Below are 25,752 nucleotides of genomic sequence, written 5' to 3'. Positions count from 1 at the left end.
TTATGCTACAGCTACTTTGTTAAGGATTTCAGATTCTTTCTCTATTTTTAGGATACTTCCAGGCACCTCTACTCCTCGGTTTTCGCAAAGCCACTGATAAAGCTTGGCAACTCCTTCCTGTACATTGTGCTTGGCATACCAGCCAGTAGCCTTCTGGAATTTACGATTGTCGGAAACATAATAATGCTGGTCGCCGGGTCTCCAATCGCAGAACTTAAGCGGGACAGATTCGCCACGGTAGCGGCTAATGGTCTTAAGCAACTCCAGCAGACTTACTGTGTTATCAGGGCCTCCGCCAATATTAAAGACCTGCCCTTTTATACTTGGCATGTGCTTCTGGGCCAACAGGAATGCATCTACGAGATCCTCTACGAATAAGATATCGCGCACCTGCTTGCCATCGCCGTAAATGTTTACCTGATTGCCTTCAATGGCCTTTATGGCAAAGTGTGCTACCCAACCCTGATCTTCGTTGCCGTACTGGTGCGGACCGTAAATGCAGCTCATCCGGAACACCGTCATCGGCAGGTTATAGGTGCGGGCATAATCTATTACATACTGGTCGGCGGCACCTTTAGAGCAACCGTACGGGCTATGGAAATCAAGATGGCGCTCTTCTGAAATGCCATACTTTTTTATCTTGCTGTCCTCAGGAGAATAGCGTGACCCGTTGGAAAGAAATTTCAAGTCTTTGAGGCCTCCGTATACTTTGTTTGTAGAAGTAAACACCAATGGCGGCGGGCTGTCCTGCTCCCTGATCGCTTCAAGCACATTGATGATGCCACGTGCATTTATCTCAAAGTCATTGATCGGAAGTTCAAGCGAAGTAGTAACAGCTACTTGTGCAGCAAAATGGAATACCTGCTCCGCTTTCTTCACCACCATGCGTACCGCCTGCCGGTCACGAATATCGCCAATATATACCTCCAACAGCTCGCCGTAGTTCTCGTGCAGCCACTGCAGGTTTTGCTCCACACCATCGCGGCATAGGCTATCGAATATCATTACGCGTTTGCCCTGTTCCAGCAGTCGCTTGGCCAGGTTTGTGCCTGCAAAGCCGGCGCCTCCGGTTATTAAAGTATAAGGTTCGGTATTGTCTGAAATGGTGCGCTTAATGTATTCCAACTGATCCAGCTTTCCGATGCCATGCTTGGCCCACAGGCGATACAATAGTTTAGATGTACCATCGGCACGTCTGAGTCCGAAATAATACTCTCTATTATCAAGGTGGTAACCGGCTACAGTTGGCAGGCTCTGGTTCAGATCTGTTACGCCATACCAGTATACCCTGCTGGCATCAGCCTTTAGCACCTCTATAAACTCTTGTAGTTGCTTATACTCGTCGTGCTGCCAGGTAGAAAAGCCAGCTTCTGTAATCCAGAGTTCTGCTTTGCAATTATGCCGGTCCATCACCTCACGCACAGCTTTTATATTCTCTTCCCAACCGTCCCACATCTGGTCGAACACATACGGGAAGCCGTGTATACCTACGGCATCAATGTGCTGCATTACGCCCCGCTCAAACATTACCTGCAGCCAGTTGGGGTCTATTGGGCTCATGCCGCCCAGCAATGTTTTCTTGCCACGCTGTTTGCACCAGTAGGCAGCCCCTCCTATCATTTGGGCAAACTTAATCCAGCCATAGTCGTGGGTAAAATCATACTCTACTTGGTTGTTTGGTTCGTTCCAGAGTTCTACCCACTCAAAATGCTCACCGTGGCGGGCAATGAACACATCCAGGAAATCTGCATAGGCTTTTTTATCTTTTGGCGGAGATGACGTGCGGGGTTTTTCGCCTATACTTGGCGGTGTATACAAAAAGCAGGGAAGTATGTTTACCTCTTTTGCCAGCGTGGGAATCAGCCAGTCGTACCAGTCTTTGCCTTCTGTGGTGTAATAATCGGCCCAGGATACACCGGTGCGCAGCTCTGCTACGCCTAACTCTTTCAGGTCGGCCAGAACCTGCTTTACGTGCTCATACTCCCCGGGTCTAAACCACTCTACCAACCCCACTACAGGTAAAGGTCGCTTGTTATCAATAGCTATATCTTCTTTCATGGTTATGAAATACTTTGTCTGAAATGGGTGCTGATGTTTTATAGATGATTAAACTGTGAGGCCACGTGCGGCTAGTTCGGCGCTTGCTTCGCTCACTCTATCGTAGGCTATCTGCCCTTCCAGCCATTGTGCCAGCTCCCCTAATCCGGCATTGAACTCTACCTGTGGGGAAAAGCCCAGCACTTCATTTGCCATGGAAATATCTGCGTAACAATGGCGGATATCACCAACTCTATACTTGCCTGTTATGTCGGGCGCCAAGTGTGGTTTACTCATCACGGTAGCCAGCCTGTTGGCAATATCCCGGATCGTATAGTTGTTGCCGCTGCCTACGTTAAACACTTTTCCGGCTGCCTCCTCTTTTTCCATCGCTAATCGGCAAGCCAAAGCTACGTCACGCACATGCACAAAATCGCGCTGCTGGTAACCATCTTCAAAAATCATCGGGGAGTTGTTGTTTAGGAGACTGGAGGCAAAAATGGCCAGCACACCAGTATAAGGATTAGAGAGCGCCTGGCGTGTACCATACACATTAAAGAAGCGTAGCGCCACAGTAGGAATATTGTAAGCTCGGCCCACCATCAGGCAAAGGCGCTCCTGGTCATACTTGGATAGGGCGTAAACCGAAGACAGGCATGGTGTTTTAGATTCTGATGTAGGTACTGGCTGTAGTTTTTGCCCCTGCTCGTTGTACAATTCCCAATCCGCAGCCTTTAATTGCTCCAGCCCGCGCTCTGGAACACTAGCAAGTTCACCCTCAGGTGTCTGGTACAGACCTTCGCCGTAGATGCTCATGCTGCTGGCTAACACCAGTTTTTTCACGGGGTTTTTGATCAAGGCCTCCAACAGAACCGCTGTACCCATGTTGTTCACGTCAGTATACTCTCGTATTTCATACATGCTCTGCCCAACTCCAACCATGGCCGCCAGGTGAAACACATAATCTACTCCTTCCAGAGCTCGGGTCACAGCTTCTGCGTTGCGTACATCACCTATCATTAACTCCACCTCCGGGTTCAGGTACTCTGGCCGGATACAATCTTTCCCATGCACCTGCTCACTCAGGTTGTCAAATGCCCTGACACTGTATCCCTGCTTAATTAATTCGTCTGCTAGATGAGAGCCGATGAAGCCGGCTCCGCCTGTGATCAAAACTCTGTTCTCCATAATTAAGCTGTTTGTTTTCTATAGTTAAAAAGGCTGGGTTGTAGGCCTTATGGTTACATTGTTTACCGACACATGGTGCGGTTGCTTTAAAGCATAAATTACAGCATCTGCGACAGCCTCGGCAGAAAGCGCACCATAGCCAATGTCTTCTGCCGCATGAAATCCTGAAACAGTGTTCTTAAAAAAAGCTGTATCGGTCACACCTGGTGCCACTATTGTTACCCGTACTTTCGGCATCACCTCTAACCTTAAGGTTTCGGCGATAACCTCCAATGCAGTTTTTGTAGCGGCATATACGCCACCATACTCAAAGCTCTTACCGGCAGCCACCGAGGAAATTAATATGACATCCCCTTCTCCAGCCTGCATCATGGCTGGCACAAAAGCACGAATCATACGCAAAGTGCCCATCAGGTTAATGTTGATTATCTGTTGCCATTTTTCAGGGTCGCCTTCTGTTAGCTTTTCGTGTATTCCACGGCCGGCGCTGCAAATAAGTATAGTGGGTGTACCTAGCTTTTCCTGCACTCCCGCATAGAGTGCATTTATGTTGGGTGCTGTTGTTACATCGCAGATAAAAGGGTGCGTGTTGGATGGTAGGTCAGGAGGTATGTATAAGTCAGCAATAGCGGTGCTAATCTGGCAGGCTGCAAGCTTGTTCACAATAGCCTGCCCGATACCTGAGCCGCCGCCGCTTACTACTGCTTTTTTCCCCTCCAGTTGCTGCACATTTAAGCAAAATTTTACTATTATTTATAATATTAATCTACTTTATATCATACTTGATTAAGTACAACGTAGGAGTTATAAATGGGGTTGTTGATGCTGCAGATCTACTAAATAAATCTCTACTAATTATTAATTTAACTCAGACTATGATGTGTCTTAAAATGGAAAATAAAGGTCAAACAGGCTCAAACATTACACTAAGTACAACTGATTTTCTAGGTTCTAAATATTTACATTTGCAACATAACCCAGATCGCATATACTATGAATTTCACTACTGATATTGTACTAGAAAACAGCCATGTGTTGCTCCGTAAATTCCATCCTTCTGACGCACCGCAATTACACGAAATCATATTTGATGAAGATACCTGGCGCCTGATGCCTACTAAGGTTAGTACTCAACAGGAATTTGAGGCTTGGCAAAAAACAGCAGAACTGGGCTACAAAACAGGTACACGTTATACTTTAATAATCGTTAACAAAGCCAGTGGCAAAATAGCCGGCAGCACCAGTTACGGCAATGTCTCTGATAATGATAAACGCCTGGAAATTGGCTGGACCTGGCTAGGCAAAGATTACAAAGGAACCGGCCTGAACAGGCATTGCAAATTTCTGCTGCTGCAGTACGCTTTCGAAAAACTTAAGTATGAAAGAGTGGAGCTGAAAACCGATGTATTAAATATGCGCTCCAGAAAGGCGATGCTAAAAATAGGTGCAACTGAAGAGGGTGTTTTGCGCAGCCATACTTTAATGCATGATGGTCGCCGCCGCGACACCATCTACTACAGCATTCTTAGGCCTGAGTGGAAAAATATAAAGTATACTTTCTTCAAAGATCTTCTTGCACAGCAAATCAAGTAACTAAAACCGGTAAAAGTATACGTATAAAGTGTTCAAACTTTTTACCTGTTTCATGTGGAAGCTTCTATAAATAAGTCTGCACTACCAAAGCGCATTTTCCTAATCAGGCACGCGCGCCCTGATCTGCCTAAAAGTGGGTTCTTCAGCAATGCTGCCGCGAAGCAGTATATTACAGATTACGATGCTGCTGCCGTTGAAAACTTTATACTGGAGCATGAAACCCTGCCCTATAACGATGTTGACACAGTATATTGTAGCACACTCCCGCGCTCACAGCTCACAGCTAAGGCTATTTTTGGCGATAAAGTACAGCTTAAAGTTGACAACGTTTTCCGGGAATTTGAACGTAGGATTTTCTCACTGCCACTCATAAAGCTGCCCATCAAATTGTGGCTGGTGAGTGCACGGGTTCTATGGTTCATGGGCTTTAACAACAGAGACATCGAAACATTTAAAGAGGCAAAGCATCGTGCACGGCAATGCGCTGAAACCTTAGCCACTGATGCACACTTAAACCAAACTACAGTTCTTGTTGCACACGGATTATTAAACAATTTTATCAGGAAGGAACTGGAGCAGATGGGCTGGCACAAAACCTTGGACGAAGGTCATGGCTATCTCTCTGTTACACTGTTCCAGCAGTAGGTTAAATTAAATTAGTGTACACTAAATTAAGATTACATTAAAAAAACATGCTTTTAACACCCACACACTGCAACTTTAACTTAATTTTTTAGTATAAAGGATAACCCTTATGTACGCTTTATGTTAGCAAATTTTATACTAGCTAAATTCGATCGGCTCTTTGCAGATGTTAAAATATTTCTCTTCTTTTTAAACATTCCATTATCACGTTTATTATATATTAGTCTCAAAAGATGCAGCAGCTGTATTACAAAATAGCTATATTGCAGTTATTCTTTGAGAAATAACAACTCTCAGTTGTATTTTTTTATCCATTTATCCACCAAAATTCACAAACACATGAAGAAAGGTTTACTATTGAGCTTTCTGCTGATCTTTGTGCTGGTTAACGGCGCATGGGCACAGGCTCAAACAGTTACGGGTAGGGTAACCTCAGCAGCTAACGGACAAGCTTTGCCTGGCGTTACTGTTCTTGAGAAAGGCACTACCAATGGTATTACTACCGGCGTCGACGGTGATTACCGATTAAATGTACAACCAAACGCAACATTGGTTTTCCGTTTTATTGGAATGACAACGCAGGAGGTTCCTGTAAGTGGAAGATCTACAATTAACGTAGCACTTGAAGCTGACCAGAAACTGTTGCAGGAAGTTGTTGTAGTTGGTTACGGTACACAGGATCGCCGCGAGGTAACAGGCGCGACATCCAAAGTAACTTCAGAAACAATTCAAAACTTACCAGTAGTTGGTGTTGACCAAGCTCTGCAAGGTCGTGCAGCCGGTGTACAGATTTCTCAGAACTCTGGTACGCCAGGTGGTGGCATCAGCGTACGTGTGCGTGGTTCATCATCAATTTCTGCCAGCAACCAACCACTGTATGTAGTTGACGGCGTTCCGCTTACTTCAGGTGACTATTCTCAGTTAGGTTATGGTGGCCAGTCTGTAAACGCTATCTCTGACCTGAACCCGAACGACATCGAGTCTATCGACGTTTTGAAAGATGCTTCAGCGGCAGCTATTTACGGTTCACGTGCAGCTAACGGTGTTGTTCTTATTACTACAAAACGTGGTTCTGCACGCAAAACACAAATCAACTTTAACGCATACACTGGTACCCAGAGCATGTGGAAAAAGCCTGATTTCTTGAATGCTAATGAGTATAGCGAAATTATGCTAGAGGCTTATAAGAATGATGGTTATTTGCCAGCTGATGCCACATTTAATGACTTCTTAGACTTTTATTACGGAGGCGTTGACTTCGAGCCAACAGATACAGACTGGATTGATGCCGTAACCAGAGATGCTGGTATCAGCAACTATGAAGTCTCTTTAAGCGGTGGCGATGCAAAAACAAGATACTATCTGTCTGGTAGCTATTTTGATCAAAAAGGTATCGTAATCGGTAGCCGTTACGAGCGTTATTCTTCTCGTCTTAACCTGGACCACCAGGCTTCAGATAAATTTACGATTGGTACAAGTGTACAACTTAGCCGCTCAGACAACAACCGTATTGTAAGTGATAACACACTTTATGGTCCGTTTGCAAACTCTTTGGCTGCATCTCCAATCTTCCCAATTTACTACGACGAGACAACAAAAGAGTATACACGCCCTAACTACTTCTACACTAACCCTGTAGCAGAAGGCACCGAAAACGACGATATAACTCAGAACCTTCGTGCTATCGGTAATGCATTTGCACGTTATACAGTTCTTCCAGGATTGGATATTCAGGTGAAGGGTGGTATTGACGCTCTTAACGTTGATGAGCGCCGTTATACTCCTACTAATTATCCAGGCTCTTCTGCTACATCGGTAGGTGGTTCTGCCACAAATGCAACTGCTACAGTAACCAAGCTTTTGCTAGAGACTACAGCCAGCTACAACAAAACTTTCAACGATGTGCACAGCATTTCAGGTGTAATTGGCGCAAGTACTGAGCAGGACAGAAGAAAGTCTGCTTTCGTAACAGGTGTTGGTTTCCCTGGTGAGCGTTTCCGTTATGTAGCTAGTGCTGCGCGCGTAAACTCAGGTTCTAACGCAGTAGTAGATAACGCGTTGCTCTCATACTTTGGCCGTGTTAACTATAACTTCCAAGACAGATACTTACTAGGTATCAACTTCCGTGCCGACGGTTCTACTCGTTTTGGTGAGGAAAACCGCTTTGGTTACTTCCCATCAGTTTCAGCTGGTTGGAGAGTTATTGAAGAGGACTTTATGTCTGGCCTTGATTTCATGAGTGAACTGAAGCTACGTGCTTCTTATGGTATTACAGGTAACCAAGGTATTCCTGATTTTGCATACCAAGCTTTGTATGTAGGTTCTAACTATCAGGATCAGCCCGGTATCGGACCAACTCAGATCCCTAACCCTGACTTGAAGTGGGAAGAAACACAGCAGTTTAACGTAGGTGCCGATTTAGGTTTCTTCAATAACCGTTTAAACATTGCTGCTGACTATTACATCAAAAAGACAAATGATCTATTGTTCTTCCGTCCAACACCTACTCAAATTGGATATGGTGGCTACCAGTCTAACATTGGCTCAGTAGAGAACAAAGGTTTTGAATTAGCTATTAACACTGTAAACATCGATAACAGAGACAATGGTTTTAACTGGACAACAGACTTCAACATCGCGTTTAACAGAAACAAAGTGCTGGAACTGTACGAAGGTCAGGACATTTTCTACGGTTTCGGTGGTAACTCACTGGTACTGCGCGAAGGCGAGCCTATCGGTACTTTCTATGGCTTCAAATCTGATGGGGTGTATAGCACAACTGACGAGATTCCAAGCACCATTGCAGCACAAGGTACACAGGCCGGTGATGTCAGATTTGTTGACGTGAACAACGACGGTACAATTACAGATGATGACCTGACCATTATTGGCAGCGCACAGCCTAAGTTTGTTGGTGGTTTAACAAATAACTTCCGCTACAAAGGCTTTGATCTGAACATCTTCCTGCAGTTCTCTCAAGGCAATGACATTGCCAACCCTGCACACCAGTACCAGCAGCACCTTGGCAACGACTTCCTGGACGACAACATGCTTTCATTGGTTAGAGACCGTTGGCAGCAGGAAGGTGACATTACAGACATTCCACGTGCTACTGTAGACGACCTGAACAACAACAACCGTAGCAACTCTTCAAGATTTATCTACGATGGCTCTTACCTGCGTGTTAAGAACGTGATTCTTGGTTACTCGCTACCAACATCTGTTACAGAGCGCCTGAAAATGAGAAGCCTGCGTGTATATGCACAAGCTCAGAACCTATTTACCTTTACAGATTACCCAGGTTTTGACCCAGAAGTTAACTTTGCCGGTACATCAAACACTACTTTAGGTGTTGACTTCTATACTTTCCCGCAGACTCGCACAATCACTTTTGGTGTTAACGTAGGTTTCTAACGAACAAAAGGAAAAGCAATCATGAAAAAATATTCGATTATATTATTAGCAGCACTAAGCATGGGCTCATTTACTGCCTGCGACGACGTGCTTGACGTAGAGCCAACTACAGCCATTGAGGCAGAAGGCGCTGTAATTGACTTCACTACCCTTAACCGTTCTGCCCTTGGTACATACAGTATCATGCAGTCTGACAACTATTATGGTTTTCGCTACCTGCTGTATCAGGATGTTTATGCAGATAACTTAGCACATACAGGTACTTTTACAACAGATCGTGAAGTGTCTGCACGCCGTATCAATGCATCTAACCTTCAGCTTTCCAGTACTTGGGCAACCATGTATAGCGCTATTAACCGCGCTAACATTGTAATCCGCGATGCTGATCGTTTAACAAACATTACTGATGAGCAGCGTAACCAGATTAAAGGCGAAATGCTCTTCATCAGAGGACTGGTTCATTTTGACTTAGTAAAGGTTTTTGGTGATATCCCTTATATTACAACGCCAACTACTACTATAGAAGAAATACAGGTGTTGGGTAAAACGCCGGTTAGCCAGGTTTATGATAACGTTATCGCTGACCTGCAGCAGGCAGAGTCTTTACTTGGCACAACTGCTAGAAGAGACCCAAGACGTGCATCTGGTTTAGCAGCAGCTGCGCTACAGGCGCGTGTACAGCTACAGCGTGGCAACAATGCACAGGCTGAAGCAAAAGCAGATCAAGTTATTGAGAGCGATGCATTCGCTTTAGTAAATAACTTCGGTGACCTGTACACAAACGAAGGTATTTCTAATGTAGAGTCTATCTTCGAACTGGATTTTACACTGAATGATGCAAATAGCTTAGGCACAGCATCTGATCCGACTTCTGCGGGACAAAAGTTTTACTTAAGAGCTGATGCTTATGCTGCATTAGAGGCATCTGCAGAGAATGGCGACGAGCGTTTTGAAGCCACTACACGTATTCAGAGCTCACGCCGTAGACTTTTAAAGTATGAGGACATCGCTAACAATGCTGATAACGTGATTATCATCCGTTTAGCTGAAATGTACCTGATACGTGCAGAAGCAAGAGCAAGACAAGGTGCAGCAGCTTTACCAGCGGCTCCTCAAGTTATCTCTGATATTAACGAAATTAGAGAAAGAGTTAATCTTGATCCACTCCTTGTATTAACAAATGCTCAGGCTCTTACAGAAATTTTGGAGCAGCGCCGTTTAGAGTTTATAGGCGAAGGCCTTCGCTTTACGGACCTGAAACGCTACAACCTTACTTGCGAAGTGCTAGGTTTCTGCGATGAAGAGGCGTTCCGTAACCTGTGGCCAATTCCACTGCAGCAGATTGAGGTAAATCCTAATCTGGCTCCTCAAAACCCTGGATACTAATCCATAGTTTTACTAAATAAAAAAAGCGCCTCCCAGTAATTGGGAGGCGCTTTTTTTATTAATCATCAAAATAAACTAAACTTTTAGTTTTAATACTAAGTATTTAGTTTTATATTGGTATTACCAATTTAATAACCATACTATGAAAGAGTTAACAAGAGCGGAAGAAGAGATAATGCAAGTGTTGTGGAAATTAGAACGGGCTTTTGTACGCGATATACTGGAGCAGTTGCCAGAACCCAAACCAGCCTATAATACAGTTTCTACCATTGTCCGCATTTTAGAAACCAAAGGCTTTGTAGGTCATGAGGCCTTCGGTAAATCACACCAGTATTTCCCGCTTGTGCCGCAGGACAAGTATAAAAGCGATTTCCTGAAAAGCTTTATGTCCGGTTACTTTGGAGGTTCTTTCGAAAAGCTGGTTTCTTTTTTTGCCAAAGACAACAACCTGAATGTGCAGGAACTTGACCAGCTAATGCAGCACGTACGAAAAGACATAAACACCGATAAGAAGGAGGATAAAGATGGAACTAACAATTAGCTACATTTTAAAATCGGTCATAGTACTGCTGGTGCTTTACCTTTTCTACTACGCCCTTCTGCGCAATCAAAACAGCTTTGTATTTAATAGGCTATACATACTTTTGGCACCTGTAATAGCGCTGGCACTACCTTTGTTAAAATGGCCTGTTGCCCTGGCTCCGGAAAACGCTATCGGCGAGGCTTTACAGGCTATACAACTTACAGAGGTTACAGTTACAGCTTATGGCACAGGTAAGGCCAGTAAAGCAAGTACCATCTCTCCTGCCCTTTACGTTTCACTTGCTTATGCATTTGGTGTACTGCTAATGTTTTTTAAACTGGCAAAGCAGCTTTGGCAGCTACAAATAGTAAAATCAGAGGCAGCACCGGCTCAATTTAAGCAGCACGGAGTTAAAGTATACCAACTCCCGGAGCAATTATCCACCTTTGCCTTTGGTAATAGTATATTCTTGGGTAAACACACGCATCTTAGCAAAGCTGACCAAGAGCAGGTGATGGCCCATGAGCTGGCACACATAAAATTACGGCACACCTGGGATGTACTATACTATGAATTGCTAACGGCTATACTTTGGGCAAACCCTGTTATCTGGCTCTTAAAACAAGAGTTAAGGGACGTGCATGAGTATCAAGCCGATGCCCGTGTAACGCATACATTCCAGCTACACAGTTATAGTGCTTTACTTTCGAAAGAAGCGCTTCTGAACATGGGATTGCCGGTGGGAAACTACTTCCAAAAGCCACAGGTATTAAAGCGCCTGCAAATGCTACAGCAAAACAACAAACCAGGTTGGGTACGGCCACTGCTGGCACTGCCGCTTGTTGCAGGCTTAACATTTATTTTCTCGGCACAACAGGTAGAGGCGCAGGCCACCTTAATAGACCAACTAACACAAAAGGAAAATCCAGCGCCAGCTGAAAAAGCTAAATCAGCCATATCTACAGACAAACCTGTAACCGCGCAAGCCGACATACGCAAGCCTACAGCTAAAAACCCGCTACCAGTCGATAATCGAGCAGAAGCAGCTCAAAGTATGGATACAGACACTGAAAAACCCTTTAATTACGTAGAGCGGATGCCTAGATTTAAAGGTGGTGAGCGGGAAATGTTGAAATACCTTGCTAAAAATATCCGCTACCCAAAAGCTTCTCAGGATGCCGGCACTGAAGGATTAGTAGTGATTAGCTTTGTAGTAGACCGTGACGGTTCCTTGTCTGATTTTCAGGTATTAAAATCATTAGATGAAAGTACAGACGCCGAGGCCTTACGTGTAGTAGAAAGTATGAATGGCAGCTGGTACCCAGGAATACAGAATGGAAAAGCTGTACCAGTGCGCTATACTATGCCGGTACGTTTTGCTATCAAAAATTAATTAAGTATACTTTTTAATAAACCGCTTACCATTTTCGGCCCTTAAAAAGCCGAACCAGAATTGTATTGCCTTTACCAAACTATAAACAAACAAACCATGAAACTAAATAAAACACTTACCAGACTAACCGCAGCAGCCTTAATAAGCTTTGCCGTAGCATCGGCACCTGCTGCCCTGGCTCAAAGTAAAAAGGAGCCTTTTGCGTATGTAGAGCAGATGCCTAAATTCCAGGGTGGTGATAAAGCCTTGCTGGAGTTTCTTGGCAGTAACATTAAATATCCTGCTGAGGCTCGTAACTTCGGCTTGGAAGGCCTGGTTGTAGTTAGCTTTGTTGTAGAGACAGACGGTACTATAACAGGGGTACAGCCATTAAAGAAGCTAGGCAAGGGCACCGATGAAGAAGCCATTCGTGTAGTACAGCTTATGAGCGGCAAATGGACAGCTGGCATGCAGAATGACAAGCCGGTTCGGGTAAAGTATACATTGCCAATCAGGTTTGCACTTAGCGAATCTGAAAGAGCGTCAACTGCTGCTGTAGCTAATCAGATGCCTAAATATAAAGGCGGCCAGGATGCTATGCTAAAAGCCATGAGCAATCACCTGACATTGCCAGCCGAAGCGAAGCAGGAAAACCTGAATGCACGGGTTAATATTAAGTTTTACGTTGATAAAGAAGGTAATGTGTCCAATATCAGGCTGGATGGTACCAAACTAAAGAAAACCGTAGGGCCAGACTCTGATCTTGACTATATGGATGCCTCTACCTTTAGCCTACAAAATAAAGCCATACTTGCAAAGTTGTCAGAGGCAGCTGTTGCAGCAGTAAAAGCCACCTCCGGCAACTGGGAGCCAGCGCTTAAAAACGGAGCTCCTATGCCATCAGAGATTATAATGCCGGTACAATTTTTAGGTGCAACTGCCAAAGCAACCGAACAGGCATTACCAGCGCCAAGTATGACAAAGTATACCAAACCTTTTTACACATCAGACGAGGTTGATGTTAAACCGACACTTCAGGGAGGTCCGTTAAATAAGTTTCTGGCAAAGAACCTCCGCTACCCAAAAGACATGACTTTTGAGGGAGATTTTAAAACCAACATTGTAATAAGAGAAGATGGCTCTTTGCTAGCACCACTAATGATAGTTGGTCAGAACATAAGCAAAGAAGATGAGTTTCTGCTTTTTGAAGAGCTAAGGAGAGTTTTTAAACTGATGGAAGATAAATGGACTCCAGGTAAGGTAGATGGTCAGCCTGTTTCAGTAACTAAAAGCCTTACCTTCCGCTTTGTAACAAACGACGGCACGAAAAAGCCTGAAGCAGCATCAGATGTGAAGCCCGATGTAGTGGTAACAAGGTATAAGTAAATTTGAATCTACTCTTTCAAGCGTCTCAAGAAATGAAGAATTTAATGATTCTATGGCTAACACTAGTAGTAACGTGTGCCTTTACTGCAACTGGTCAGGATAGAGCTATGACTTTTGAGCAAGCAGAAAAGCTTGGAATTCCTTTTCAGCGGTTAGATAGCCTCTATAAGAGTGCAGTACATTCTGAGTTGGAGTTGGCTGTTTTTAAAACACCGGAAGAGCAAGAAAGCCTGATAATAGCCTATCGTAGATTTATGAGAGAACTTGGCACATTCCTAAAAAACCACAGTTTTAACTGGGAAAAGGAAACTATGTGCTTCAACAGGATCTACTTCAGCTCCGAGGGTGAAGTAGATTACTTTCTATACAATTTCCCGCCAGGCCAATTAGCAGAAGGAAAGGAGAAGGAATTTAAACGCCTCCTGAACCTCTTTGTGCAACAAAATAGGTTTACACTCTCCGCTGATGAAGGTTTTGCGCAATGCAGCCCTATCAAGTATAGCGATAAGTAGTAATAGCTAAAAGAGCCGTGGCTGATATAACCACGGCTCTTTCAATATACTTCTGTATTATACTTTAAAACTGCCAATCTTCGTTAAGTATGCCAATGGCATGGTGAGCAGTCATGTCGAACTGGCAAGGCACTACTGAAATGTAATTGTTAACCAGCGCCCACTCATCAGTATCCTCTCCTTTATCAAAGTTTACGAAGCTGCCTGTCATCCAATAGTATTTGCGGTTACGGGGATCAAGGCGTTCATCAAACTCCTCCTGCCATTTAGCGCGTGCCTGGCGGCATACTTTTATACCTTTTATAGCCTCTTCACTTTTCTTCGGTAAGTTTACATTTAGCGCTGTATTGTCTGGTATACGGTGCTTCAGTGCCTGCTCAATAATCTGCTTTACAAAAGGCCTGGTATGAGAGAAATCAGCTTCGTGGCCATAGTCGCACAGCGAGAAGCCGATAGCAGGAAGCCCTTCTATAGCTGCCTCTATTGCCGCCGACATGGTGCCCGAGTACAGCACACTTATACTTGAGTTGGAGCCATGGTTAATACCACTCACCACCAGATCCGGATTACGATCTTTTAATACATGATGCTTGGCTAATTTAACGCAGTCGGCTGGCGTGCCGGAGCATTCGTAGGCTTCTATGTCAAGATCATCAAAAGCGATAGATTTATCTAAACGGAGGGTGTTACCGATTGTAATGGCGTGGCCCATACCAGATTGCGGTCCATCCGGAGCAACAACAATCACTTCTCCTATTTCCATTGCAACCTCTACAAGCGTTCTTATACCGGGTGCAGTTATACCGTCGTCGTTCGAAACTAAAATTACAGGTCTGGCCATACTACTATTTTTAGTTGATGTATAATAAAATAAACGAATGTTTATTTCGTGCTAATATACGACAACCTAGCATAGCGCATCAAGGTTAAACAATAAAATAAAGCAAATGATAATGATCAGAAATATAATTTACGCAATACTTTTAGGTGTTGGGATGGCCGCTTGCCTTTCGCAGCGAGAAGAAAATGTAGAAGACGAAGTAGGCGAATCTAGTGTAGGCCCAATGACAGAAACCACTCAAAATACAATTAACCCTGACCCTGCCTCCTTTGTAATTCAGGAAAACCGTGTTGGTGAACTGGAAATAGGCGCACCCATCGACAGCTTGCTTAACCAAATACCAGCTGGCTATACTATTACCGACACCACACTTATGCAAGAAGGCAACCAATCAACAGCTTACTTGCTAAAGCCACAGAACCAAGATAAGGGTATACTAATAGAGCAAAACTGCACAGCTAATTGCAATATATGGCGCATCAATGTAATGCACCCGGAGTTTAAAACGACGAGAGGCATAGGCATTGGTTCCAAATACAGTGAGGTTCAACAGCAGCACCCCATTAGTACAGTAACATTAGCCGACGGAGGCTTTGTAGCAGTGTCTAACACAGCAGGTATGTCTTTTGTGCTGGACACATCAGAGCTGCCTCAGAACCGTATTGCCAGCTACACACCCGAAACTGTTCCGGCCAATACACTGGTAAAGCGCATTTTAATATATTAGAAAGTTGTGATATTTAAGGTGAATTTGTATTATTGCTCTCATGGCAATTCTACGATCACGCTATTCTTATAAAAATTTCGGTTTGCTGCTACTGCGCGTCGGTATTGGATTTATGTTCATACTACACGGGTGGCCTAAGTTGGCTGGAGGGCCAGAACGTTGGGAGATGATCGGCAAAAGTATGGCTTTGTTCGGAGCGGATTTTTTGCCTGTTTTCTGGGGATTTATGGCTGCCTTCGCCGAAACAGTAGGTGGTTTATTGCTCATGTTAGGTTTATTTTATCGGCCTGTATGTGTGCTCTTGTTTATAACAATGCTAGTAGCTACAACCAAGCACATAACTGCCGGCGATGGTTTTGGGGGATATTCTCATGCCCTGGAAGCAGCCATACTTTTCATTTCCCTTTTCTTTATCGGTCCGGGTAAGTATAGCCTGGATAAAGTCCTTTTCCCGGACAAAAAGAGCAGAAGAGTTTACAGTTAGCTACTATTGGTTATATGATTTTTTTAAGCCTTAACGTTAAGCTGAGGCTTTTTTTGTGTTTGCACTTTAAAATTTATCACCATATCAAGTTGGTTTAATTCCTCAGCCTTACTTGCCCATTATTTTACCCCTGGCTTTGGCACTTACCTAACCGAGATACATGGTCTTCTATCAAAGCCCTGCAAATCCTGATTCCATTACCATTTCTACTCAGAAATAATTAACATTACAATCTCATTACCAACACCTAAATTAAAACATGCTAACTACCCTACTACTGGCGGCATTACTGAGCACAGGATCACCGGCGCAAGGCAACCCCGACCTTAAAACACCCTACGAAAAAGGCAACGGCAACCAGACTGCCACCTACGAAGAGGCCATCGACTGGTACCGCACCCTCGACAAGGTTTACGACGAGGTAAAGATGGTGCCTTACGGCTACACCGACTCCGGCAGGCTGCTACACCTGGTGGTTGTATCTACAGACAAGGGTTTTGATCCAGCTTCCATCAGGCAAAAAAACAAGCGCGTGCTGCTTATTCAGAATGGTATACACCCCGGAGAGCCGGAAGGTATAGATGCTACGATGCTGCTGGTGCGCGACTACCTGCAGGATAAGAAGAAGCGCAAGCAGTTGGATAATGTGGTACTAGCCATCATACCAGTATACAACATTGGTGGCTCGCTTAACCGCAACAGCCACACTCGTACAAACCAGAACGGACCCGAAGAATACGGTTTCAGAGGTAATGCCCGCAATCTCGACCTTAACCGCGATTACATCAAAACAGACTCCCGCAATGCAGAGCTGTTCCACCTGATTTTCCGCGACTGGGACCCTGATGTGTTTATGGATAACCATACTTCTAACGGAGCCGATTACCAGCACGTGATGACACTGATCGCTACACAGCACAACAAGCTTAACCCAACCTTGGCTGGGTACCTAAAGCAAAAGATGTTGCCAACGCTGTACGAGGGTATGCAGAAAGACAAATTCCCGATGGTGCCATACATGAATACCATTGGCGAAACCCCAGAGAAAGGCATTACTGGATTTATGGAAACGCCACGCTATGCCACTGGTTATACTGCGCTGTACAACACTATTGGTTTTGTACCGGAAACTCACATGCTAAAGCCCTTTAATCAGCGCGTGCAGGCAACTTATAAGCTGATGGAGAACATGATTGAGACTGTACACCGCGACGCAGATGAAATTGGCAAGTTAAGAGCCAAAGCAAAGCAGGAAACGCTCACGCAGCAGAACTTTCACCTGAACTGGCAACTGGATACTACAAAAGTGGAACAGATTCCTTTCTTGGGCTATGCCGCACAGTATAAACCAAGCGAGGTTAGCGGTCTGGAACGCCTGTATTACGACCAGAAGGCGCCGTACAACACCAAACTGAACTATTACAATGAGTTTAAACCAACTGCCTCTGTACAAAAACCTGTTGCTTACATTATACCTTTTGCCTGGCGCGAAGTAATTGATCACCTCAAAACCGATAAAGTAGAAATGAAGCAACTAAAGCGTGACACTACGCTACAGGTAGAAGCTTACTATATTACCGACTACAAAACCGGACAGCGTGCCTACGAGGGTCACTACCTGCACAGCGATGTAAAAGTGGAAAAGCGCACCATGCAGCGTCAGTTTCTGCAAGGCGACTATGTTATTTACTTAAACCAGCCGACTAACCGCTTTTTAGTTGAAACCCTGGAGCCACAGGCCGTAGACTCATACTTTGCCTGGAACTTCTTCGATTCCATCCTGATGCAAAAAGAGTACTTCTCTAGCTACGTATTTGAAGACCTGGCAGCAGAGTACTTGAAAAAAGACCCGGAGCTGCGCAAACGCCTTGATGAACGTAAGAAGCAGGACCCACAGTTCGCAAAAAGCGCACGTGCCCAGCTAGACTTTGTGTACCGTAACACACCGCACTACGAGTTTACACACAACATGTATCCTGTAGGAAGGCTAATGCAAGATGTAAAACTGCCTCTGTAAAAGGAATAACTATAAAGTATAAAAGCCACCTCATCAGGTGGCTTTTTTTATTCCATAATTACACTAACAAAATACTTACTGTACCTGTTACTATAGCACTTTTCTTCTAAATGCCCGTTTACTTTAACTAATGAATAGTTGTAGATTACAAAAAATATGCTCTACTTTGGAACACTATAGTATTACTATTGTTAAAAGGAATATTACTCTTAACATGAATCTATGATCAGCATTAAAGAAATCAAAAACGATTTACCAGCAGGACTTGTCGTATTCCTGGTTGCAGTGCCGCTTTGCTTGGGTATTGCAATGGCATCTGGTGCCCCACTTTTTTCTGGAATTATAGCGGGTATTGTAGGCGGTATTGTAGTCTCGCTGATCAGTGGCTCGCAGTTAGGCGTTAGTGGCCCGGCGGCAGGTCTGGCTGTAATTGTGCTTCACGCAATTCAGGATCTAGGCAGCTTTGAGGTATTTCTTTCGGCAGTGGTTCTGGCTGGTGTAATACAGTTGGCACTAGGCTTTTTAAAGGCTGGTAACATTGGCTACTACTTCCCTACCTCAGTTATTAAAGGTATGCTGGCTGGTATCGGTGTAATTATTATCCTGAAGCAAATCCCGCATGCCTTCGGCTACGATGAGAACTTTGAAGGTAGCATGCATTTTATAGAGCCACAGGGCGGCACTACATTCTCTGCCATCTTTAACATGCTGAATTACATTACACCTGCCGCGCTGATCATTAGTGTACTTTCTCTGGCTATCCTTATTTTATGGGATCAGGTGCTGGTTAAAAAGGGTAAAGTATTTCAGCTTATACAGGGCCCACTGGTGGTAGTACTGCTGGGTATTGGCCTGAACATCGTATTCCAGAATGCTTTCCCGCAGCTTGTACTTCGCGATAACCACCTGGTAACCCTACCTGTAGCCGATAGTATTGGCGGATTTATAACCCAGTTTACTGCGCCGGATTTTAGCCGAATTTTCAGTTACGAAGTTATTTTCTTGGCAGGTACACTTGCTGTGGTTGCCAGCCTTGAGACGCTTCTTTGCCTGGAGGCAACCGATAAACTTGACCCTTACAAGCGCATAAGCCCTGCAAACCGTGAGCTAAAGGCACAGGGTATAGGTAACATTATATCTGGCTTAATCGGTGGTTTGCCAATTACACAAGTAATCGTTCGTAGTTCGGCTAACATCCAATCCGGTGGTCGCACCAAGCTTTCCGCTTTTATTCATGGTATACTTATTCTGGTCTGCGTAATTGCCATACCAAACATCCTGAACATGATTCCGCTGGCTAGCCTTGCAGCCATACTTTTAATGGTAGGATATAAACTAGCCAAGCCCGAGCTGTTTAAGAGTATGTACCGCAACGGCATGATGCAGTTTTTGCCATTCGTAGTAACCATTCTGGCTATCGTGTTCACCGACCTGTTAACTGGTATCGGTATAGGCATGGCTGTAGCTATCTTCTTTATACTTAAGAATAGCTACCAAGTATCTCATTTCATGCAAAAGGAGAAAACCCGCGAAGGAAAAGACAAATACCATATGGTGCTTGCCGAAGAAGTAACCTTCCTGAACAAAGGTAATATTCTCAGAACCCTTAGAAGAGTGCCAGAAGGCGCCGAACTAGAGATAGATTATACCAAATCAGCTGTTATTGACCACGACGTAAGGGAGCTGATCGAAGACTTTAAAGAAACTGCCCACACCAAAAATATTCGGCTTACCATACACGAGCTGCCGGAGGAAAAAGTGATAAGGGAAAGAACAGAAGTATAAAACAACTAAACTATAACAAATGAGAACTCAGACCAAAGAAACACAGTCGCAGCTTACTCCACAGAAAGCTATAGAAATACTAGTTGAAGGTAACAAGCGTTTTGTTAACAACTTAAAAGCAAACCGCAACCTGTTACAGCAGGTAAACGAAACATCTGAGGGGCAGCACCCATTTGCTATAATCCTGAGCTGCATCGACTCCAGAACCTCTGCGGAGCTTATCTTCGACCAAGGCCTAGGCGACATTTTCAGTGCCAGAATTGCAGGCAACATTGTAAACGAAGATATACTGGGCAGCATGGAGTTTGCCTGTAAAGTAGCCGGATCAAAACTGATTGTAGTGCTTGGCCATACAAAGTGCGGAGCCATTAAAGGTGCCTGCGACCACGTAGAAATGGGCAACCTGACCGGATTAGTTAAAAAGATAGAGCCATCTGTTAACGCCGTTGAAACCGACGGAGCCAAGAATTCTTCTAACGCTGAGTTCGTGGAAAAAGTAGCTGAGACCAATGTGCATCGTATGCTTGATGAGATCCAGGAAAAGAGCAGCATACTTAGAGAAATGATAAAGCAGAACGAAATCGGCATTATCGGAGGCATGTATGATGTAGAAGCAGGTGCCGTTGAGTTCTACGACCATACATTTAACATGGGAGAAACAGCCAATGAAGAGCTTGCTGGCAAACATTAAGATAACGGTTGATGAGAAAGTATACCTGAAGGATCCTGAAAGCTCAGAAAAGGGGCAGCAGATTATCCAGCATGGTATACTTTTAATTGATGAACTGGGCCTTGAGGCGTTTACTTTTAAGAAACTTGCTGAGAGAATCGGGACAACAGAAGCTACTATTTACAGGTACTTCGAAAGCAAGCACACGCTGCTGGTATACCTGATCTCGTGGTACTGGAACTGGCTGGAGTACAAGTTGGTGTTTGCTACCAGCAACATTCCGTCTGCTGAGGAAAGGTTAAAAATCGCCATCCACATTTTATCGGGTGAGATCGAGAACGACCTGGATTTTGCTCATGTGGATGAAGTAGTACTACAGCGCATAGTAGTGGCAGAGTCGGCAAAGGCATACCTTACCAAAGGCGTGGACGCAGATAACCAGGAGGGGTTTTTCCTGAGCTACAAGCGCCTTTGCAGGCGAATTGCCGCCATTATCCGGGAGATAAACCCAGATTACAAGTACCCGGACTCACTGGTTTCCACGGTAGCTGAAAGTGCCCATTACCAGATATTCTTCTCTCAGCACCTGCCATCGTTAACCAACATCAACAATGGAAAACAAAACCAGCTAGAGGAGTTTCTGACAGACCTCGTATTTAAAGCAATAGAAAAACAATAAGTTTTGATGAAGCAGAAGCGCCACCTCTCGGGTGGCGCTTCTGCTTTTATACTTCTATCTCTCCGGTTAAATAAGTTACAGCCTTACCCGTAATCTTTACCCGATCTCCGGCAAGTTCGCAGGTTAGATTGCCCTGCCGCTTGGAAAGTTGTTTAGCCGTAAGTATAGCTTTGCCCAATCGCTGACTCCAGTAAGGCGTGAGCGTAGTATGTGCAGATCCGGTTACCGGGTCTTCGTTTATACCTACATTCGGGCAGAAGAACCGTGATACAAAATCTACTTCGTTTCCGGGTGCTGTAACAATCACTCCTCTGCCACCTGCACTTTCTATCAGCCTGAAGTCCGGGTTTAATTTCTCTATATCCTGATGCGCCGGAAACAGGAGCATAAAATCTGTTTTACCTTTAAAAGCGGCTATCGGTGCTTTGCCTAATGCCTCTACTAACACCTCTGGCGTTTCGATTTCGGAAAGCGAATCAACCGGAAAATCGAGCGTCAATTCTTCTCCGTTTCTGCTAACAGCTAATTGTCCACTGTTACGCGATTCCAGTGTAATCTTATCAGTTGGATGGTTGTAGTATTTAAATAGCACATAAGCAGCTGCCAGTGTGGCATGTCCGCAAAGGTCTACTTCTACGGTTGGCGTAAACCACCTGATTTCATAAGCATCATCAACGGGCACTACAAAAGCAGTTTCTGCTAAGTTGTTTTCGGTGGCTATACTTTGCATAACGGCTTCATCCAGCCACTTATCAAGTACACAAACAGCAGCAGGATTGCCACCAAAAACCTTCTCGGTGAAGGCATCTATCTGATATAGTTTTAATTTTGGCATAGGTGTTAAAGTATGATTTTTTACCTGTACAGGCTTCTGCAAAATAGCGAAATAATACGAAGTAATACACCTAAACCTCCTCTACCCACTACAAGTATAAACAACAACACATCTTATACTATGAGTAAAGTGAACGTAAGCCAACACAAGCTACAGCCAGGACAGCAGATTCCCAACAACCCTACTTTGCCTGTGCTTTATTACCCGCAAGCTATGGCAGCCGAGAGTAAGTTAGCAGATAAGTTTAAGCAGGTGTTTGAGCAGAACAACTGGCACGGCACCTGGATAAATGGCGTGTTTGATTACCACCACTACCACAGCAAATCGCATGAGGTGTTGGGAGTAGCCGCTGGCTCAGCAAAAGTTATACTTGGAGGGCCATCAGGTGAATTATTTAACCTAGAAGCCGGCGATGTGGTAGTGTTACCAGCTGGTACCGGCCACTGCCTCTTAAGCTCCTCCTCAGATTTTAAAATAGTAGGTGCCTACCCAAAAGGTCAGGAAAACTACGACATCTGCACTGAAAAAGACGACATGGCAGCAAAAGTCAGAAACATAGCCAAAGTACCACTGCCTACCCACGATCCTATAGCTGGAGTAGACGGCCCTTTGATGCACATCTGGCACTAATGCCTAAGTATAAACTTATGCGATTACTCCGCTCTGATATTTCAAACAGGTATGCCTATATTTGCTTTTAGAGAGCAAACCAATAAGCTTTACATTATCCTTACTTACACCCTATGATTAGAAAAACAGGCTTGTTGCCAGTTATAGCCGCTATACTTTGCGGCGCATACAGCTGCACAAATTCCACCCCAAGCACACCAACTGCCGCAACTCCAAATACGCAAACAGAACAGGCGCTTGCCTCTGCAGGCGAGCAGCTTCAAAATGCAAAAGCGGCTTATATAGGCTACTGCTCCGGCTGCCATGGCGAAGAGCTAGAAGCCTTCACAGACCGTAAATGGAAGCACGGCAGCTCATCAGAAGATCTTTTTAAGGCTATCAAACATGGTTACCCGGATGAGGGCATGCCAGCTTTTGCCGAGGCCTTTACAGATAAGGAGATAAACAACCTGGTAGCTTACATACAGAACGGCATTAAAGAGGTAAAGCAATACGACTTTAGCGAAGAGAAAGTATTGGCTCCCATTCAAAAATCTGAAAAGTTAAGTTTTAGGTTGGATACGGTAGCAACAGGCTTGGATGTGCCATGGGGTATGGCTTTTCTACCTAACGGCGATATGCTGATAACTGAGCGTAGCGGTACGCTTTACCGCCTCACAAAAGAGAAGCAGCTGCAGCAGATTTCCGGAGCACCGGAGGTACTGGCACAAGGGCAGGGCGGTTTGCTAGATGTAGAGCTGCACCCGAATTTTAAACAGAACAACAGCCTCTACCTCTCCTACTCTGCCTTTAAGCAGGAAGATGGCAAAACTTTGTCTACTACCGCTGTGATGCGTGCTACGCTGGATGGCAATAAGCTTACAAACCAGAAGGTATTATTTGAGGCATTGCCTTACAGCACCACCCGCCACCACTACGGCTCACGCCTGGAGTTCGACCGAGACGGCTATTTATACTTATCGGTTGGCGACCGGGGCAACCACGATGAGAACCCGCAAAGCCTGGAGCGTTACCCAGGTAAAGTGCACCGCATAAAAGACGATGGCGGCATTCCAGCTGATAATCCTTTTGCAGGCAAGGCCGGAGCAGAAAGTACTTACTCTTTTGGCCACCGCAATATCCAGGGTATGGCCTTGCACCCTGAAACAGGTAAGCTTTGGACGCACGAGCACGGCCCGAAGGGTGGCGACGAGGTAAACATTTCTGAAAAGGCTAAAAACTACGGCTGGCCAGTTATCTCTTACGGCATCAACTACAACGGTACGGTGCTTACGAAACTTACTCAAAAAGAGGGCATGGAGCAGCCGCTGTGGTATTGGGTACCGTCTATTGGTCCGTCGGGTATGGCATTTGTAAACAGTAACCGCTACAAAGGCTGGGAAAACGACCTGATGGTGGGTTCTCTTCGCTTCCAATTTCTGAGCAGGCTGGAGATGGACGGCAATAAAATTGTAAAAGAAGAGAAGCTCCTGAAAAATATTGGACGTGTAAGGGAAGTGAAGATGGGGCCAGATGGCTACTTGTATGTGGCCGTAGAAAAACCTGGAGTTATTTACAAACTGATACCTCTGGAGTAACTTTATACTTCGGTAATATTATAAAGTGCAGGTGTTTAACAAATACCTGCACTTTATTTTTTTAAAGTCAATTCTCCACGATCAACTTTAAGAAGGTAAAAAAGTTGGTGAGCATATGCGCTAGCTTTATGAGAATGCGCTGTTGCTTAAAAGCTGCATGTCTAGAAAGAATTCTATAGCTTATTCAGGTCCGAGAATTTATCTATACTTTCTACTACTGCATCTACTGTACCAAACCCATAGGCGGCAAGTATAAACGGAACCTGCGCTTTCTGGCTGGCTTCGTAGTCGCCGGTGGTGTCGCCGATGTATACCGCCTGCTGCAGGTTGTTTCTGCTGATTACTTCCAGTATATTTTCCCCTTTCGAGATGCCGTTGTTGCCGTAGCACTCATGGTCGTTAAAGTAGGCGTGCAGGTTGTGGTAATTCAGAAACGTTTCGATGTAACCGCTCTGGCAGTTGCTCACAATAGCTAGTTTATACTTCCCTTTCAGATAATCCAGGGTTTCTTTCACTTCCGGATAGAGCACACCACCTCGCTCTTTCAGGGCTTCCATTTCCAGCCTGGCACACAACTCTTTCAGCTTTTCGCGCGCCTCCCCTTCCAATTCAGGGAATAGCTTATCGTAAATGGCATCATAAGGCATTCCAGCCAGACCACGCACTGTTTCTGCTGTCATTTCCCTGTCTTTCATGCCTAGTTGGTCCAGGGCCTGTTGCCAGGCAACAGCAATGGTCTCTGTAGAGTCCCAAAGAGTGCCGTCCAAATCAAATATGATACTATCTAAATTGTCTTTCATGTTATATTATTCTTTCACCAGCACATAGCAGCCTATTTTTTCAGGGTGGTCCTGCACCAGATCTTCCCTTTTCTGATGTCGCAGCATCCAGAGCACCAATAAATCACCGCCGGCAGCCATAGAAAAAAACAGCCCAAAGAGAAATACCAGCGCATTACCCAACATTAAACCAGCTATAGCAGGCAGTAATCCCATTACCAGGCCCGGCATGATGCCACCCAGGATGTAAGGGCGCAGCGGCAGCACTTCTTTACAGTGGCAATACGGAGTTAGCATAGCCCAGTAAACACCATACTTTATCGATTTAAGTCCGTGCTTGCAATAGATGGCCCAGGTAAAGCCATGCAGCATTTCGTGCACTATAGCACCCAAGACAAAAACCACCAGCATAACAGCCGGAGAAAGCAACAGCCATGTTTTGTGTGCAGCTACAAGGCCACGCAAGTTGGAAAAAGTAAACTGCTCGGGCCACACAAGTATATAAGCAGCCAGATAGAGCCCCAGTATCGGAAATATAAAATACAGGGCATACATATTGGCTTTGGCTGCACTCATGGTTAGCTCCACCTTTTTGTAGCCTTCTCGTTCTAAGTCTGCTTTTATCATACTTCCGGCAAAGTAAGTTTAAACTCAGGTAACAAAAAAGCCACC

23 protein-coding genes are annotated in these 25,752 nt (G+C 44.7%); 16 read left to right on the top strand and 7 right to left on the bottom strand.

Annotated features, from left to right (window positions below; genetic code table 11):
• The 3 genes from WG943_RS05885 to WG943_RS05875 are packed head-to-tail and all read right to left on the bottom strand — an operon-like array spanning nt 1 to nt 3,954.
• Nucleotides 1–2,058, bottom strand: coding sequence for a GDP-mannose 4,6-dehydratase (locus WG943_RS05885; RefSeq protein WP_340407439.1), 2,058 nt, complete (start codon nt 2,056–2,058; stop codon nt 1–3).
• A gap of 48 nt (nt 2,059–2,106) precedes the next feature.
• Nucleotides 2,107–3,225, bottom strand: a complete 1,119-nt coding sequence (locus WG943_RS05880; RefSeq protein ID WP_340407438.1) for an NAD-dependent epimerase/dehydratase family protein — start codon at nt 3,223–3,225, stop codon at nt 2,107–2,109.
• A 24-nt stretch (nt 3,226–3,249) separates the two neighbouring features.
• Nucleotides 3,250–3,954 (bottom strand): SDR family oxidoreductase, encoded by a 705-nt coding sequence (locus WG943_RS05875; protein WP_340407437.1) that lies wholly within the window; start codon nt 3,952–3,954, stop codon nt 3,250–3,252.
• Nucleotides 3,955–4,218: 264 nt separating this feature from the next.
• On the opposite strand from WG943_RS05875, the gene WG943_RS05870 reads away from it, so the two are divergent.
• The 8 genes from WG943_RS05870 to WG943_RS05835 all read left to right on the top strand — a co-directional run bounded on the left by WG943_RS05870 (nt 4,219) and on the right by WG943_RS05835 (nt 14,056).
• Entirely contained in the window at nt 4,219–4,818 is a 600-nt protein-coding gene (locus WG943_RS05870) for a GNAT family N-acetyltransferase (RefSeq protein WP_340407435.1), read from the top strand.
• Nucleotides 4,819–4,872: 54 nt separating this feature from the next.
• The gene (locus tag WG943_RS05865) at nt 4,873–5,463 is read left to right on the top strand and encodes a histidine phosphatase family protein (protein ID WP_340407434.1); all 591 of its coding nucleotides are present in this window, start codon (nt 4,873–4,875) and stop codon (nt 5,461–5,463) included.
• A 339-nt stretch (nt 5,464–5,802) separates the two neighbouring features.
• Entirely contained in the window at nt 5,803–8,877 is a 3,075-nt protein-coding gene (locus WG943_RS05860) for a SusC/RagA family TonB-linked outer membrane protein (RefSeq protein ID WP_340407432.1), read from the top strand.
• A gap of 21 nt (nt 8,878–8,898) precedes the next feature.
• A complete protein-coding gene (locus tag WG943_RS05855) occupies nt 8,899–10,263 on the top strand; it encodes a RagB/SusD family nutrient uptake outer membrane protein (protein ID WP_340407431.1) in 1,365 nt (454 codons plus the stop codon).
• 142 nt (nt 10,264–10,405) lie between these two features.
• Nucleotides 10,406–10,804 (top strand): BlaI/MecI/CopY family transcriptional regulator, encoded by a 399-nt coding sequence (locus WG943_RS05850; RefSeq protein ID WP_340407430.1) that lies wholly within the window; start codon nt 10,406–10,408, stop codon nt 10,802–10,804.
• Nucleotides 10,788–12,179, top strand: a complete 1,392-nt coding sequence (locus WG943_RS05845) for a M56 family metallopeptidase (protein ID WP_340407428.1) — start codon at nt 10,788–10,790, stop codon at nt 12,177–12,179. Before WG943_RS05850 ends, WG943_RS05845 begins: the two co-directional genes overlap by 17 nt.
• A gap of 96 nt (nt 12,180–12,275) precedes the next feature.
• On the top strand, nt 12,276–13,544 hold the full coding sequence (locus WG943_RS05840) for a TonB family protein (protein WP_340407426.1): 1,269 nt from the start codon (nt 12,276–12,278) through the stop codon (nt 13,542–13,544).
• 32 nt (nt 13,545–13,576) lie between these two features.
• Entirely contained in the window at nt 13,577–14,056 is a 480-nt protein-coding gene (locus tag WG943_RS05835) for a hypothetical protein (RefSeq protein WP_340407424.1), read from the top strand.
• Nucleotides 14,057–14,120: 64 nt separating this feature from the next.
• Here WG943_RS05835 and surE read toward each other — a convergent pair whose 3' ends face one another.
• The gene (surE, locus tag WG943_RS05830) at nt 14,121–14,897 is read right to left on the bottom strand and encodes a 5'/3'-nucleotidase SurE (protein ID WP_340407422.1); all 777 of its coding nucleotides are present in this window, start codon (nt 14,895–14,897) and stop codon (nt 14,121–14,123) included.
• Between the two features lie 112 nt (nt 14,898–15,009).
• On the opposite strand from surE, the gene WG943_RS05825 reads away from it, so the two are divergent.
• The 6 genes from WG943_RS05825 to WG943_RS05800 all read left to right on the top strand — a co-directional run bounded on the left by WG943_RS05825 (nt 15,010) and on the right by WG943_RS05800 (nt 21,259).
• Nucleotides 15,010–15,624 carry a mechanosensitive ion channel protein MscS gene (locus WG943_RS05825; protein WP_340407420.1) on the top strand — a complete coding sequence of 205 codons (615 nt, stop codon included), beginning with the start codon at nt 15,010–15,012 and terminating at the stop codon, nt 15,622–15,624.
• A 40-nt stretch (nt 15,625–15,664) separates the two neighbouring features.
• Entirely contained in the window at nt 15,665–16,108 is a 444-nt protein-coding gene (locus WG943_RS05820) for a DoxX family protein (protein WP_340407418.1), read from the top strand.
• A 259-nt stretch (nt 16,109–16,367) separates the two neighbouring features.
• Complete coding sequence (locus tag WG943_RS05815; RefSeq protein ID WP_340407417.1) at nt 16,368–18,125, top strand: M14 family metallopeptidase; 1,758 nt, start codon at nt 16,368–16,370, stop codon at nt 18,123–18,125.
• A gap of 222 nt (nt 18,126–18,347) precedes the next feature.
• Nucleotides 18,348–19,910 carry a SulP family inorganic anion transporter gene (locus tag WG943_RS05810; protein WP_340407415.1) on the top strand — a complete coding sequence of 521 codons (1,563 nt, stop codon included), beginning with the start codon at nt 18,348–18,350 and terminating at the stop codon, nt 19,908–19,910.
• Nucleotides 19,911–19,929: 19 nt separating this feature from the next.
• Nucleotides 19,930–20,601, top strand: coding sequence for a carbonic anhydrase family protein (locus WG943_RS05805; protein ID WP_340407414.1), 672 nt, complete (start codon nt 19,930–19,932; stop codon nt 20,599–20,601).
• The gene (locus WG943_RS05800; RefSeq protein WP_340407412.1) at nt 20,576–21,259 is read left to right on the top strand and encodes a TetR/AcrR family transcriptional regulator; all 684 of its coding nucleotides are present in this window, start codon (nt 20,576–20,578) and stop codon (nt 21,257–21,259) included. The genes WG943_RS05805 and WG943_RS05800 overlap by 26 nt, the downstream gene beginning before the upstream one ends.
• 46 nt (nt 21,260–21,305) lie before the next feature.
• Here WG943_RS05800 and WG943_RS05795 read toward each other — a convergent pair whose 3' ends face one another.
• Nucleotides 21,306–22,094, bottom strand: a complete 789-nt coding sequence (locus WG943_RS05795) for a PhzF family phenazine biosynthesis protein (RefSeq protein ID WP_340407411.1) — start codon at nt 22,092–22,094, stop codon at nt 21,306–21,308.
• A 120-nt stretch (nt 22,095–22,214) separates the two neighbouring features.
• On the opposite strand from WG943_RS05795, the gene WG943_RS05790 reads away from it, so the two are divergent.
• Complete coding sequence (locus WG943_RS05790) at nt 22,215–22,724, top strand: cupin domain-containing protein (RefSeq protein WP_340407410.1); 510 nt, start codon at nt 22,215–22,217, stop codon at nt 22,722–22,724.
• A gap of 113 nt (nt 22,725–22,837) precedes the next feature.
• Nucleotides 22,838–24,301 carry a PQQ-dependent sugar dehydrogenase gene (locus tag WG943_RS05785; RefSeq protein WP_340407409.1) on the top strand — a complete coding sequence of 488 codons (1,464 nt, stop codon included), beginning with the start codon at nt 22,838–22,840 and terminating at the stop codon, nt 24,299–24,301.
• Between the two features lie 173 nt (nt 24,302–24,474).
• On the opposite strand, the gene WG943_RS05780 is transcribed toward WG943_RS05785, so the two are convergent.
• Both WG943_RS05780 and WG943_RS05775 read right to left on the bottom strand, forming a co-directional pair.
• Nucleotides 24,475–25,101, bottom strand: coding sequence for an HAD family hydrolase (locus WG943_RS05780; RefSeq protein ID WP_340407408.1), 627 nt, complete (start codon nt 25,099–25,101; stop codon nt 24,475–24,477).
• Between the two features lie 6 nt (nt 25,102–25,107).
• A complete protein-coding gene (locus tag WG943_RS05775) occupies nt 25,108–25,707 on the bottom strand; it encodes a DUF3267 domain-containing protein (RefSeq protein ID WP_340407407.1) in 600 nt (199 codons plus the stop codon).
• Nucleotides 25,708–25,752: the final 45 nt, after the last annotated feature.

This window comes from Pontibacter sp. H249 (assembly GCF_037892465.1).
Taxonomy (GTDB): Bacteria; Bacteroidota; Bacteroidia; order Cytophagales; family Hymenobacteraceae; genus Pontibacter.
This window is presented reverse-complemented; position numbering and strand designations above follow the sequence as displayed.

Bases quoted from the DNA above. Each gene is read 5' to 3' on its own strand.
- WG943_RS05885 (WP_340407439.1), bottom strand. From the start codon at position 2,058: ATGAAAGAAGATATAGCTATTGATAACAAGCGACCTTTACCTGTAGTG.
- WG943_RS05880 (WP_340407438.1), bottom strand. From the start codon at position 3,225: ATGGAGAACAGAGTTTTGATCACAGGCGGAGCCGGCTTCATCGGCTCT.
- WG943_RS05870 (WP_340407435.1), top strand. From the start codon at position 4,219: ATGAATTTCACTACTGATATTGTACTAGAAAACAGCCATGTGTTGCTC.
- WG943_RS05860 (WP_340407432.1), top strand. From the start codon at position 5,803: ATGAAGAAAGGTTTACTATTGAGCTTTCTGCTGATCTTTGTGCTGGTT.
- WG943_RS05855 (WP_340407431.1), top strand. From the start codon at position 8,899: ATGAAAAAATATTCGATTATATTATTAGCAGCACTAAGCATGGGCTCA.
- WG943_RS05850 (WP_340407430.1), top strand. From the start codon at position 10,406: ATGAAAGAGTTAACAAGAGCGGAAGAAGAGATAATGCAAGTGTTGTGG.
- WG943_RS05845 (WP_340407428.1), top strand. From the start codon at position 10,788: ATGGAACTAACAATTAGCTACATTTTAAAATCGGTCATAGTACTGCTG.
- WG943_RS05840 (WP_340407426.1), top strand. From the start codon at position 12,276: ATGAAACTAAATAAAACACTTACCAGACTAACCGCAGCAGCCTTAATA.
- WG943_RS05835 (WP_340407424.1), top strand. From the start codon at position 13,577: ATGAAGAATTTAATGATTCTATGGCTAACACTAGTAGTAACGTGTGCC.
- surE (WP_340407422.1), bottom strand. From the start codon at position 14,897: ATGGCCAGACCTGTAATTTTAGTTTCGAACGACGACGGTATAACTGCA.
- WG943_RS05825 (WP_340407420.1), top strand. From the start codon at position 15,010: ATGATCAGAAATATAATTTACGCAATACTTTTAGGTGTTGGGATGGCC.
- WG943_RS05820 (WP_340407418.1), top strand. From the start codon at position 15,665: ATGGCAATTCTACGATCACGCTATTCTTATAAAAATTTCGGTTTGCTG.
- WG943_RS05815 (WP_340407417.1), top strand. From the start codon at position 16,368: ATGCTAACTACCCTACTACTGGCGGCATTACTGAGCACAGGATCACCG.
- WG943_RS05810 (WP_340407415.1), top strand. From the start codon at position 18,348: ATGATCAGCATTAAAGAAATCAAAAACGATTTACCAGCAGGACTTGTC.
- WG943_RS05805 (WP_340407414.1), top strand. From the start codon at position 19,930: ATGAGAACTCAGACCAAAGAAACACAGTCGCAGCTTACTCCACAGAAA.
- WG943_RS05800 (WP_340407412.1), top strand. From the start codon at position 20,576: ATGAAGAGCTTGCTGGCAAACATTAAGATAACGGTTGATGAGAAAGTA.
- WG943_RS05795 (WP_340407411.1), bottom strand. From the start codon at position 22,094: ATGCCAAAATTAAAACTATATCAGATAGATGCCTTCACCGAGAAGGTT.
- WG943_RS05790 (WP_340407410.1), top strand. From the start codon at position 22,215: ATGAGTAAAGTGAACGTAAGCCAACACAAGCTACAGCCAGGACAGCAG.
- WG943_RS05785 (WP_340407409.1), top strand. From the start codon at position 22,838: ATGATTAGAAAAACAGGCTTGTTGCCAGTTATAGCCGCTATACTTTGC.
- WG943_RS05780 (WP_340407408.1), bottom strand. From the start codon at position 25,101: ATGAAAGACAATTTAGATAGTATCATATTTGATTTGGACGGCACTCTT.
- WG943_RS05775 (WP_340407407.1), bottom strand. From the start codon at position 25,707: ATGATAAAAGCAGACTTAGAACGAGAAGGCTACAAAAAGGTGGAGCTA.